At 65.4% G+C, this 12,444-nt stretch carries 9 protein-coding genes and 1 tRNA gene; 6 read left to right on the top strand and 4 right to left on the bottom strand.

The genetic code is table 11. The features are described from left to right. Positions 1-19 precede the first annotated feature (19 nt). The 3 genes from ACT7B3_RS03940 to ACT7B3_RS03930 all read left to right on the top strand — a co-directional run bounded on the left by ACT7B3_RS03940 (position 20) and on the right by ACT7B3_RS03930 (position 5,141). On the top strand, positions 20-1,750 hold the full coding sequence (locus ACT7B3_RS03940; protein WP_445156915.1) for an ExeM/NucH family extracellular endonuclease: 1,731 nt from the start codon (positions 20-22) through the stop codon (positions 1,748-1,750). 205 nt (positions 1,751-1,955) lie between these two features. Next, a complete protein-coding gene (locus ACT7B3_RS03935) occupies positions 1,956-3,398 on the top strand; it encodes a uracil-xanthine permease family protein (RefSeq protein WP_445156914.1) in 1,443 nt (480 codons plus the stop codon). An 81-nt stretch (positions 3,399-3,479) separates the two neighbouring features. Beyond that, entirely contained in the window at positions 3,480-5,141 is a 1,662-nt protein-coding gene (locus ACT7B3_RS03930) for a methyl-accepting chemotaxis protein (RefSeq protein WP_444678291.1), read from the top strand. Positions 5,142-5,210: 69 nt separating this feature from the next. On the opposite strand, the gene ACT7B3_RS03925 is transcribed toward ACT7B3_RS03930, so the two are convergent. Then, positions 5,211-5,990 (bottom strand): helix-turn-helix domain-containing protein, encoded by a 780-nt coding sequence (locus ACT7B3_RS03925; protein WP_445156913.1) that lies wholly within the window; start codon positions 5,988-5,990, stop codon positions 5,211-5,213. A gap of 98 nt (positions 5,991-6,088) precedes the next feature. On the opposite strand from ACT7B3_RS03925, the gene ACT7B3_RS03920 reads away from it, so the two are divergent. Continuing rightward, a complete protein-coding gene (locus ACT7B3_RS03920) occupies positions 6,089-7,138 on the top strand; it encodes a bile acid:sodium symporter family protein (RefSeq protein ID WP_445156912.1) in 1,050 nt (349 codons plus the stop codon). Between the two features lie 187 nt (positions 7,139-7,325). Here the strand turns inward: ACT7B3_RS03920 and ACT7B3_RS03915 are convergent. Next, positions 7,326-7,402, bottom strand: a tRNA-Ile gene (locus tag ACT7B3_RS03915). Between the two features lie 145 nt (positions 7,403-7,547). Between ACT7B3_RS03915 and ACT7B3_RS03910 the strand changes: the two genes are divergently transcribed. Then, the gene (locus tag ACT7B3_RS03910; RefSeq protein WP_445156911.1) at positions 7,548-8,132 is read left to right on the top strand and encodes a YceI family protein; all 585 of its coding nucleotides are present in this window, start codon (positions 7,548-7,550) and stop codon (positions 8,130-8,132) included. Between the two features lie 164 nt (positions 8,133-8,296). Here the strand turns inward: ACT7B3_RS03910 and ACT7B3_RS03905 are convergent, their stop codons facing one another. Further along, complete coding sequence (locus ACT7B3_RS03905; RefSeq protein WP_445156910.1) at positions 8,297-10,117, bottom strand: ABC transporter ATP-binding protein; 1,821 nt, start codon at positions 10,115-10,117, stop codon at positions 8,297-8,299. Between the two features lie 61 nt (positions 10,118-10,178). Continuing rightward, positions 10,179-11,225 carry an extracellular solute-binding protein gene (locus ACT7B3_RS03900; RefSeq protein ID WP_445156909.1) on the bottom strand — a complete coding sequence of 349 codons (1,047 nt, stop codon included), beginning with the start codon at positions 11,223-11,225 and terminating at the stop codon, positions 10,179-10,181. A gap of 243 nt (positions 11,226-11,468) precedes the next feature. Here ACT7B3_RS03900 and ACT7B3_RS03895 point away from each other — a divergent pair, with 243 nt between their 5' ends. Further along, positions 11,469-12,344 carry an AEC family transporter gene (locus ACT7B3_RS03895; protein ID WP_445156908.1) on the top strand — a complete coding sequence of 292 codons (876 nt, stop codon included), beginning with the start codon at positions 11,469-11,471 and terminating at the stop codon, positions 12,342-12,344. The last annotated feature ends 100 nt before the right edge of the window (positions 12,345-12,444 follow it).

Raw genomic sequence — 12,444 nt, 5'->3', positions numbered from 1 at the left:
CTCTAGCGAGCGCCGGGACATGCCTTTCTTACTGACCGATAGTTCCCAGCCCCGCCCATGCGGCAAGGGGCGGCACCTTCCCCTGGCCGCCCTGGCGTGGCTGATGTCCCTGCTGCTGACAAGCGCACCGGCGTCGGCCAGCTGCCCCGTCCCGTCCAGCGCCGACCTGGCCGTCGTCAAAGGTATCGACAAGCGCCCGGCCCTGCCCTCCGGCCAGGAAGTGATCGTCGACGGAGTGGTGACCGGCGAGTTTCTCGGCCGCGAACGGCTCAATGGCTTCTACCTGCAGCAGGCGACCGAGCATGGCCCCGTCGGCCTGTTCGTCTACCTGCCGCAGCCTTCGCCGAACCAGGCCGGGCTCATCGTCCCCGGTGCTCACCTGCAGCTGCATGCCCGCACCGGCGAGTACCGCGGCCAGACCCAGTTGCAGCGGGTCGAGCGGATCGAGACCTGCGTCGGCGACCGGCTGCCTGAACCGCTGCCGGTAGCATGGCCGCTCAGCAACGAGCAGCTGTCACGCAAGGAAGGGCTGCTGCTCACGTTTCCTCAGCCGCTGACCGTGACCGGCAACTACGAGCTTGGCCGCTACGGCACCCTGAGACTGGCCGCCAACCGCCTGTTCCGCCCCACGAATACGCCCGACGAGCCCCAGCCGCGGGACATTCTCGAGCTCGACGACGGCAGCTACCGCGCCTCTCCGAGCCCCATCCCCTACGTGGACGAGAACGGCAGCCGACGCGTCGGCAGCACCGTACAGGGCCTGACAGGGATACTAACCCACGCCTTCGACGCCTACCGTCTGCACCCGACCCTCGAGCCACGCTTCGTGGCCGCCAACCCGCGCCCGGCGCCCTTGCCCGAACCGGGTGACCACCTGCGCGTGGCAACGTTCAACGTCGAGAACTATTTCGTCACCCTGGGCCAGCGCGGCGCCGAGAGTGCCGCCGCGCTGGAGCGCCAGCGGGCCAAGCTCGCCGCGGCGGTAGCGGGCCTGCAGGCCGACATCCTCGCGCTGGTGGAAGTAGAGAACGACCCGCGCGCACTCGCCGACCTGGTCGAGCAGCTCAGCGAGCGCACCGGGGTCCGCTATCGTGCGGTCGGCGGCAGTGTCGACCGCGGCAGCGATGCCATCAAGCTTGCCCTGCTCTACCGGCCCGACCGGGTCGAGGCCGTGAGCGAGCTCCACGCCGACCCCCATCCAGCCCACCACCGCCCGCCGCTGGCGGCCTTCTTCCGCAGGGCGGAAGGTGGTTCGACGTTCGGGGTTGTCACCGCGCACTTCAAGTCGAAGACCGGCTGCCCGCCCCGGGGCGATATCGACCGCGGCCAGGGCTGCTGGAACCAGCGTCGGGTGGAACAGGCCCAGGCCTTGAACGCTTTTTTAGGCCGCCTGGCTGCGGCCGAAGGGCAATCGTCCCTGCTGCTGCTGGGTGATCTCAACGCCTACGGTGCCGAGGACCCGATTCGAACCCTGACCGGCACGGGCATGGTCGACCTGATGGCCGCAAGGCTGCCGCCGGAACAACGCTATACCTATGTGTTCCGCGGTGAGTCGGGCTATCTGGATCATGCCATGGCCAGCCCCGGGCTGGCCGCGGCGGTGGCAGCGGTGCAGCCGTGGCCGATCAACGCCGACGAGCCCCCGTTCCTCGGCTACGCCGCACCGGACAATGCGGCAGCCTACTTCCGTCCCGACCCCTTCCGCTCCTCCGACCACGACCCGATCGCGGTGGACCTGCGCTGGCCCTGAGTGCCGTCGACCTGCTTGTGCCACGTACGCAACGGCCGCTCTCCATAGGGCGGCCGTTGCGCTTGTGAGCGCGCTGCAGGCGACAGAGGTGCCTGCCAGGCTGCACAGGATACGAAAAAAGGATTTTAGTATACAATTTTATAGGCTACGGTAGTCATTAGCAGCTCACTAAGTAATACAATTCCAAGAACAGATCGGAAATCCTATGCCCAAGCAAGTCAACGCCTCCATCTTTGACTTTCACGGCAGGCCGTCCCTAGGCAAGGCCCTGCCCCTCTCGCTGCAGCATGTACTGGCGATGATCGCCGGGGTCATCACGCCGCCCATCATCGTGGCAGGCGTGATAGGCGCCAGCGTGGAGGAGCGACTCCTATTGATTCAGGTCGCCGTCCTGGCGTCAGGCGTCAGTACGCTGTTTCAGCTCTATGGCTTCTGGAAATTCGGCGCCCGCCTGCCGGCCATCTTCGGCGTGGGCTTCGCCTATGTGCCAACGCTGATCGCCGTGGGCAGTCAGTTCGGCATTGCCGGCATCCTCGGCGCCCAGCTCATCGGCGGCATCAGCATGCTCGTGGTGGGCTACTTCATTCAGTACATCCGCCACCTGTTTCCACCGGTGGTCGCCGGCACTGTGGTACTGGTAATCGGGCTGTCGCTCTACGACATCGCGATTCGCTACATGGCGGGAAGCGGCAACGTACAAGCGCCTGGCTTCGGCGAGCCGATCAACTGGTTCGTGGCCCTGGTCACCCTGACCACGGTGCTGATCGCCTCGCAGTTCGGCAAGGGCGTGGTGAAGCTCTCGGCCATCATCGTCGGCATCGTGGTGGGCTACCTGCTGTCGCTGCTGCTCGGCATGGTCAGCTTCGAGTCGGTGGCCGAAGCCGGCTGGGTGGCAGTACCGCAGTTCATGCCCTTCGAGCTGGAGTTTCATACCTCGGCAATCATCGCCATGGTGATTATCTGCGTGATCAACTCGGTGCAGACCATCGGCGATCTTTCCGCCACCACCGTGGGCGGCATGAACCGCGAGCTGAAGACGCGTGAACTCACCGGCGGCCTGCTGGGCAACGGCTTGACCACCGCGCTGAGCGCCTTCTTCGGCGCCCTGCCCACCGCCACCTTCAGCCAGAATGTCGGCATCGTGGCAATGACCCGCGTGATCAGCCGCTTCGTGCTGGCGCTCGCCGGTGGCTTCATGCTGCTGGCCGGGTTCAGCCCCAAGTTCAGCGCCCTGGTAACGACCATCCCCTATCCCGTGCTCGGCGGTGCCACGGTCATCGTCTTCGGCATGATCACCATGACCGGCATCAAGCTGCTGATCAAGGATGAGCTTTCGGCTCGCAACATGACCATCGTCGGCCTGTCGCTGGCGCTGAGCCTCGGCATTGCCCAGGTGCCCGAAGCGATAGCGCAGCTCCCCACCTGGATACAAAGCGTGATCGGCGGCTCACCCATCGTAGTGGCGGCCATTACCGCGTTCAGCCTCAATCTGCTGCTGCCCAGGGTCACCCTGGCCGACGAGGAGCGCGAGCGCGAGCTCATGGCCCGCACCGATGACAGCGCCGACTGCAGCCCCCTTCAAGCCCGCGAGTCCTCACTTCGCTCCCATCGGCAGGAAGGCTCGGCTGGTAACGCCAGCAGCAGCTGAGACCGGCTCGGCCCCCGGGGCCGAGCCTTCGTTTCCACGCGATGCATCTTGCGCCCCGTCCAGGGCCACCAGGAGTAAGAAGTGAAAAGCCTGAACCACCTTTCCGTCAGAATGAGCTGGACGCTGGTCCTGCTCACCTTTCTTTGCCTGTTGATCGCCCTGAGTGCCATGGGGCTCTATGCCGTTCAGCATAGCCAGCGCAACTTCGATACCTTCAGCGCGGTGAACGTCACCCAACAGGCCGCACTCAACCGGGCCAACTCGGTGCTGCTGAGCACCCGCATCGACATGGCCGACGTTTATGAAGCGCTGCTCGAACGCTCCCGTGAGGTCAGTGGCACCGGCAACGCCGCTATCCAGGCCGACGCCCAGCGGCTCAGCGCGCAGCTCGATGAAGTGGCCAGCATCTTCAGCCTCTTTCTCGAGCTGCCCGTTCGCTCCGAGCATGCGCAGCTGATGGGCCCCATTGAAGCCAGTTTCCATGCCCTACTGGAGAACAGCTTGCGGCCACAGGCCGAAGCGCTGGCCAGCGGCGATCTTGCCGGCTACCGGGCACTGCGTGAGCGGGCCGCCACGCAGAACGCCAGTTTCTATCAGGCTGCCGTGGGTTTCTTTCACCAGGTGGAGGCCGAAGGGGCTGCACGAGCGGAGAGCTTCGGCTCGGTGGTCACGACCGCACAGCGGGTGATCGTCTTCGTCTTCCTCATTGCCCTGGCGGTGATCGGCGTCGTCTACCGAGGCATGAGCGCCAACTTGATTCGTCCCCTGGAGCGCATTGTGCAGCACTTCCAGCGCATGGCCGCCGGCGACCTCTCTGCGACCATCGAGACCCACGGCAGAAATGAGATCGGCAAACTTTACGCGGCCCTTGCCGCGATGCAGCAGGGCCTGGCCTCCACCGTGGTCACGGTGCGCGACAGCAGCGCGGAGATCCTTGCCCACTCACGCGAAATCGCCAGCGGCAACCGCGACCTCGCGGCGCGTACCGAGCGCCAGTCCGCCTCCTTGTCAGAAACGGCGTCGAGCATGGAAGAAATGGCGTCCACGATGGAGCGCAACAGCGAGAATGCCTCGCTGGCTAGCGCCATGGCCCGGGAGGCGGCCGAGCGGGCCCATGAAGGGGGCGACGTCGTGGCTCACGTGGTGCTCGGGATGCAGGAGATCCGCGAAAGCTCGCAGCAGGTCACGGAGATCATCGGATTGATCGACTCCATCACCTTTCAAACCAACATTCTGGCCTTGAATGCCTCGGTGGAAGCGGCTCGTGCCGGTGAACACGGTCGAGGCTTTGCGGTGGTGGCCAATGAAGTCCGCAACCTCGCCACGCGCAGCGCCGACGCCGCCACGGAGATTCGCCAGCTGATCGAGACTGCCGTGCGTCAGGTAGAGGCCGGCACCCAGCAGGCCGACAGCGCCAGCAGCACCATGGCCTCGATCATGACCTCGGTACAGCGGGTAAACGCCTTGGTGGATGAGATCGCCATGGCTTCCAACGAGCAGCGTGCCGGCATTGGCGAGGTCAACACCGCGGTAGGCGACATGGATCACACCACCCAGCAGAACGCCACCCTGGTCGAGCAGGCCAGCCTGGCCGCCAGCCAGCTCCAGGCCGAAGCGCAGCGCCTGGATGAAGCCGTTGCCAGGTTCAAGCTGACAGAGGCCCAGGCACCCGTCCCTGCGGTTACCCTCACCCTGGGCACTGCGCCCAACGCAGCGAAAAAGGCGGGCCTGGTAGCCGCCTGAGCCCACCCTGACCGCACCACCAGGCGCCACCTTGTGGCGGCGCCTGGCTTGTAAGAGCGGGCGTCGCTGTCACCCACCCGCGCCCCCCTCCTGCTGGAAGGCGCCGGGCGGAACCCCAAGCTGTTCATGAAAGGCGGCAATAAAAGCGGACAAGCTGTCGTAGCCGCACGCCAGCGCGGCATCCGTGACGCGCTCCCCTCGTTCCAGCAGCGGCAAGGCGGCAATCACGCGACAGCGCTTGCGCCATTGCCGAAAGTTCAGCCCGGTCTGGGCGAGAAACCAGCGACTAAGCGTGCGCCCTGATACCCCGAAGCGTTCAGCATGCTCCTCCAGTCCGGCGCGGTCGTCGGGGCGCGCCTGAAGATGGCGGCAAAGTGCCTGCAGGCGAGGATCTTCCGGCCAGGGCAGCCTGATACCGGCCTCTTCGGCCACTGCCAGCCGGTCGATCAGGACCGCGGCCAACCGGCCATCCGCCCCGCTCTCGTCATACGCTTCCGGTAGTTGGCTGAAGGCCTGGATCAGCTCTCGCAGCAGCGCATCGATACGCAGCACGCGGCAGCGTTGGCTCAAGGAGGGAACGGCATCAGCCGCGACGTAGAGGCTACGGATGACGGTACCCGGTGAACAGCGCACCGCATGACGCATGCCCGCCGGCACCCAGGCCGCCTGGCCTGGAGGAGCCAGGAAATGCCCGCGCTCGGTCTCCACACGCAGGGTGCCGCGCAGGGCATGGGAGAGCTGTGCCCAGGGATGGCGGTGGGGATGGCCGATCGCCTGGTTGGGAAGCGAGTGCTCACTGCCATAGAGCGGCCTTGGCAGCCGTGACAAGGCAGCAAGGGCGGCCAGCATGTCCGTTTCTCGACGAATCACTTCCGATATCCGCAAAAGCTCCTGACGACATGAGGATATGATCTTGTGGAAAAGCTTTCCACCTAGGAGCATCGATCATGTTGAAAACCCTCAAGGCGAATCTCGATGCCTTCACCCTGATCCTGATCGCGGTCGTGCTCATCGCCAGCCTGCTGCCGGCGCGAGGAGCGGCGGCCAGCGGCTTCGAACTGCTGACCCAGGCGGCCATCGCCCTGCTCTTCTTTCTGCATAGCGCCAAGCTGTCACGCCAGGCGATCATTGCCGGTGCGACCCATTGGCGCCTGCATCTCGTCATCTTCGTGTTTACCTTCGGTGCCTTTCCGCTGATCGGCCTGCTGCTGCACCCCCTGCTGAGCCCACTGCTGGGCGAGCAGCTGGCCCTGGGGGTGCTCTACCTGTGCGTGCTGCCGGGTACCGTCCAATCGGCCATCGCCTTCACATCCCTGGCACGTGGCAACGTGCCTGCGGCGATCTGCAGCGCCTCCTCCTCCAGCCTCATCGGCATTCTGCTCACCCCGCTGCTGCTGATGTGGCTGTTGGATGCTCAGGACGCCGGCAACAGCATTGCCCTCGTCGATTCCGTTGGCAAGATCAGTCTTCAGCTACTGCTCCCGTTTGTCGCGGGCCATCTCGCCCGGCCGGTGATTGGCGTCTGGGTAGAGCGCAACCGACACTGGCTCACCGGGGTGGACCAAGGCTCGATCCTGCTGGTGGTCTATACCGCCTTCAGCGCTTCGGTCGTCTCCGGGCTGTGGCACAGCGTATCCCCGACCGCACTGCTCAGCCTGACCCTGGTCTGCTGCGTGCTGCTCGCCCTGGTCCTGTGGCTGACGACTCGACTGGCCCAGTGGCTGCGTTTCAGCCGCGACGATGAAGTGACCATCGTGTTCTGCGCTTCCAAGAAAAGCATGGCCACGGGCGTGCCCATGGCCCAGGTTCTGTTCCCCGGCGCCGCGCTGGGCCCGATGCTGTTACCGCTATTGATCTTTCACCAGATCCAGCTGATGGCGTGTGCCGTGCTCGCCCGACGCTATCTTGCGGGCGTCGTCGAAAAGCCGCCCTCTTTTGGAACGGGTGACACGCTGATGGAAGCAAGCGGCGCAAGCCCGAGGAAGGAAGCGCGATGATGATGCAGTGATGGGTGACGAAATCGTCCCTTAGCTCCCGGCGGCCTATCGAGTGGCGATGGAGCTGTTCGGGAGCTTTGTAACCCGCCATTGAATGCTAAAAACCAGCGAAGCCACATTGCGCATGGTAACTGGGCAAGAGCCATGAACTTGCCGAATAGCAGTAGATCGAGAAGGTAACAGAGGATGGTGGGCCCAGCTGGACTCGAACCAGCGACCAAGGGATTATGAGTCCCCTGCTCTAACCAACTGAGCTATAGGCCCTGCATTGCGCCGCCGTATGATAGCGAAAGCTGGTGGGTGTGGCCAGAGCCTGGGCGGCGGCAAATTCGCGCCGCTGTGCCGGGCACTTCCCGGCGTTTGGCGTGTCTTTGGGGTGAGCCTTTTCGCTCCAGGAGATACGCCGTCCATGAAACGCTTATTGTCCTCTTTTTCCATGCTGGCCTTGGGTGCTTCCACCCTGCCGCTGGCGGCCTGGGAGCTGGCTCCCGAGCACTCACGCGTATCTGCCACCGTCATGCAGATCACACCCGATGGCCCGGTACCACGCCAGCACGAGGTGCGTCGACTCTCCGGCAGCGCGGATGCCAGCGGCACCCTACAGCTGCCGCTGCGGCTCAATCAGAGCGACGTGGTGGAGCGGCTGGGGCCGCTGCCGCCCTGGCTCTCCGGCCTAACCGAGCGGCCCATGGCCACTCTGACCACCCAGTTCCCGCCGGAGCGGCTGGAGCGGCTGACGGTGGGGGATTCGTTGGTGGAAACCCTGACGATGCGGGTCCAGTCGGGCAATGTTGTGCGCGAGGAGTCGCTGCCGGTGCGCTTCACCAAAACCGGCAGCGGGCAGGTTCAGGTCACCAACGCCGAGCGGGTCTCGCTCGACGGCCAGGCCCTGATGGCTGACGCCTCCCTGCGCACGGTGATGCTGCTGCTTGGCTATGAGCAGATCGGTGATGACGTGCCGGTCAGCCTGGATGCCGTATTGATCAAGCGCTGAGAAACGCAATACCGCCAAGGGCTCGGCCCGGCATGAGCCGGCCAAGCCCTTGTTGTAGTAATGAAGACTGCATGCTTCGCGCAGCGCCCGGCTCGACGTGCCAACGCCACGTACCGCCAACCCAAGCCCGGCCTTGCGCGATCACCCCGGCCAGCGCGGGAAAATCATGCATCGCTGATCTCTCCTTCGCGGAAACTGGCCGTCAGCGCGCCGGTCTGCACCCGCCACTGCGCGGCGTAGCGGCCACCGCGCTCGAGCAGCTCGGCATGGCTGCCCTGCTCCACCACCCGCCCGCCGTCGACGACCACGATCTCGTCGGCGTGAACGATGGTGGAGAGCCGGTGAGCGATCATGATCACGGTGCGACCGTGACCGATCTTGGCCAGCGAGCGCTGGATGGCCGCCTCGGTCTCGTTGTCCACCGCGCTGGTGGCCTCGTCGAGCACCAGGATCGGTGGGTTCTTGAGCAGCGCCCGGGCCAGGGAAAGCCGCTGACGCTGGCCACCGGAGAGGCGCACGCCGCGCTCGCCCACGGGGGTATCGAGCCCCTGCGGCAGCGCCTGGATGAACTCCCACGCTTCAGCGGTGCGCGCCGCCTCGATCACCGCCTCCTCAGAGGCGTCGGGCTTGCCATAGGCGATGTTGTCGCGGATCGAACCCTCGAACAGATAGACATCCTGACTCACCAGACCGATGGCACGGCGCAGCGATTCGAGACTGACCTCGGCGATCGGTTGGCCATCGATGCGCACCTCGCCGGCCGAGGGGTCGTAGAAGCGCAGCAGCAGTTTCATCAGGGTCGACTTGCCGGAGCCGGTGGCGCCCACCAGGGCCAGGGTGTTGCCGGCGGGCACGTGCAAGCTGATGCCATCGACGCCGACGCCGCTGGCCGCATAGCGGAAGCTGATATCACTGAAGCTCACCTCGCCGCGCACCGGCTCGGCCAGCGGCTGGCCTTCGTTGTCCTTCACCGTGATCGGTACCGCCAGCAGGTCGAGGATGCGCCGCGTGCTGGCCATGGCGCGTTCAAACAGGTCGATCACCTCGGCGAGGCCGGTGAGCGGCCACAGCAGGCGCTGGGTGAGGAACACCAGCACGCCGTAGGCGCCCACGTTGAGGTCGCCGCGCAGCGCCAGCATGCCGCCCACGGTGAAGGTGGCCAGAAAGCCGGCCAGGATCGCCATGCGGATCACCGGGATGAAAGCGGAGCTGACCCGGATGGCGCGACGGTTGGCTTCTACGTAGGCCTCACTGACCGTGCGCAGCCGCTCGGCCTCGCGCGCCTCGCTGGTGAAGCTCTTGATGGTGGCGATGCCGGCCAGGTTGTTGGAGAGCCGGCTGGCGAGATCGCCGACCTTCTCGCGCACGTCGGCGTAGAGCGGGCCGGCCTTGCGCTGGAAGAAGAAGGCGCCCCAGATGATCAGCGGGATCGGCGTGAAGGCGAGCAGCGCGATCAAGGGCGAGATGACGAAGAACACCGCGCCTACCGCCACCACGGTGACGCCGACCTGGATCAGCGAGTTGGCGCCGCCGTCCAGAAAGCGTTCGAGCTGGTTGACGTCGTCGTTCATGGTCGCCACCAGCTGGCCCGAACTCTTCGACTCGAAGTAGGCCATGTCGAGACGCTGGGCGTGCTCATAGGTGTCCAGGCGCATGTCGGCCTGCAGCCGCTGGGCCAGGTTGCGCCACAGGATCTTGTAGAGATATTCGAAGATGGACTCGCCGGCCCAGATGAAGAAGGTAAGCACGGCGAGCACCAGGATCTGCTCCTGGGGCGTGGTGAAGCCGAGCCGGGCGACGAAGCTGCGCTCCTGGTTGACCACCACGTCGATGGCCACGCCGATGAGGATCTCCGGTGCGATGTCGAAGATCTTGTTGATCACCGAGCAGGTGGTGGCGGCAACGATGCGGCGTCGGTAGCCGCGCGCATAGCGCAGCAGGCGCACCAGCGCGTGGAAGCTGTTGGGAGAGGCGGAAGTCGTCATTCGCGTGTCCTTGTCGTTAGCCAGCGAAGCTTACCCGAGAGCCGCCTCCCCCACCATGGCGTTACTGCCAGCCGAGCCGTTCCAGCAACGCAACAGCCGCCGGGTAGTGGCGGCCCAGCTCGGGCATCGCGATGGCATCCATGCGCGCTTCCCCGAGCTGGCGCTCGGCCTCGACGTCGCTCACGCCCTCGACGACCGGGTAGAAGATCCCTTCGGCCACGTCACGCTGCACCTCGTCCCCGGCGGTATGCTCGAGGAAGCGCAGCGCCGCCTCGGCATGGGGAGTGCCACGCACCATGGCGAATCCAGCCACGTTGCGGTAAGCGCCACGCCCCTCAAGCCCTTCGCCCTGCTGGTTGGGCCAGATCAACTCGAGTTGCTCGGCCAAGGCCCGTTCCTCGGCGTCGTCCGAGGCCAGCATGCGCAGGTAATAGTAGTGGTTGGCCAGGGTCACGGCGCACTCACCGGGTTCAGCCACGGCGCGCAGCAGCTCGCCGTCACGGCCGCCGGTCGGCTGGGCCAGGTTCGCCATCAGCGCCTCGCCCCAAACCTCGGCGCCGGCCTCGCCGTGATGCGCTAGCATCGAGCTTACCAGCGACGCGTTATAGGGCGAACGGCCATTGCCGAGGCACAGCCGGCCGGCCAGGCGCTTGTCGGCCAGCGCTTCGTAGCTCTGCGGAACCCACGCCAGCTTGTCGGGGTTGACGTAGATCACCCGCGCGCGGGTCGCATAGCCGATCCACCCCGCCGCGAGATCACGCAGCCCTTCAGGCACGCGCTCAGCCAGCCGCGTGGACTCAACCGGCTGGAACCAGCCTTCCGCCACCTGGCCTTGGATGGTGCCGCTGTCGACGACCATCAGCACATCGACGGGAGGCTCCACCCCGTGCTGCGCGCTCTCGGCCAGGGCCGCCGCGAGCTCGTCCATGGGCAGGGTCACCAGCGCCACGGCAATGCCGGTGGCCTCGGTGAAGGAGGTGAAGATCGGTGCCTGGGGATCATCCAGGCGTGGGCCGGCCACCCGCAGCGGCTCCATGGCCTGTGCAACGGGAGCCGCCAGGGAGCCGGACAGCAAGAGCAGCCATAGCGTACGAGAGATCGATGACATGGGGTTTCCTAGAGAGAGTTGGCAGGCAACGAATGTTAATCAATCTCACCCTCAAAAACGTCGAGCCAACGCCGAACGACATGTTCGCCTGTGCGCAACCGCAAGCGGCACAGCTCGGCAGGCCCCGGAGCGGCTCACGCCAAGCCCGGCTTGCAGGACAAAATGCCCGCCGCGGAGTGAGCGCTTGCATCGGCCGGGCATGATTCACGACAATGTTTCGCCTGCTTATCTTTCGAGGATGCCATGCTCGCCAACCTCTTCGCCGTGATGGCGCCCGTTCTTGCAGGCGCCGGGCTCGGCTTTACCTGGATTCGCCTGGGGCATCCTTATCCCGTCGAGTTCGTCACCCGGCTGGTGTTCAACATCGGCACCCCGGCGCTCGTGCTGGCCTCTCTCGCCGGGGCCGAGATCGACGCCGGCAGCTTCGGCCGCACCATGCTCGCCACTGCCCTGGTGATGATTACCTTGGGAGGCGCCACCTTCATCGTAGCCAGGCTGCTGCAGCGCGATTGGCGCGTGCTGCTGGCACCGATGATGTATCCCAACACGGGCAACATGGGCCTGCCGGTGGTGTTGTACGCCTTCGGCAGCGCTGGGTTCGCCTTCGGCATTACTGTGATGGTGACGGTATCGCTGTTCCAATTCACCCTGGGCGCGGTGCTGTCGAGCCAGGGCAGCCCGTTGAAAACCCTCGCCCGCACGCCCACCGTCTATGCCATCCTGCTCGCCTTGACGCTGCTATTGACCGATACCACGCTGCCGCGCTGGCTCTACAACAGCGTGGAGCTGATCTCGGGTTTCACCGTGCCGCTGATGCTGATCACGCTGGGTGTCTCACTGGCCAGCATCCAGGTGAAGAGCCTGTCGTCCGGCGTGGGCTTCAGCCTGCTGCGCCTGCCGCTGGCCGCGTTGCTGGCCTGGGGCATCGGCAGCCTGCTGCAGCTGCCGCCGCTAGCACTGAGCATCCTGGTGCTGCAGATGAGTATGCCGGTGGCGGTATTCAACTACCTGTTCGCGCAGCGTGCCGGTCGCGAGCCGGAGTATGTCGCCAGCCTGGTGTTCTGCTCCACGCTGCTATCGCTGCTCTATCTGCCGATATTGCTGGCGCTGTTGCTGTAGCATGCGGGCAGGCTGCGTCACGAGCCAACGCTGGGTGATCGGAACACCCACGCCGCCGGGGAGTCACTATCCTGATAGCGGAACATCAACAAAGGGAGAA

Source organism: Halomonas sp. E14 (assembly GCF_052568415.1).
Note: the sequence above shows the minus strand (reverse complement) of the source record. Positions and strands in the feature narration are given on the sequence as shown.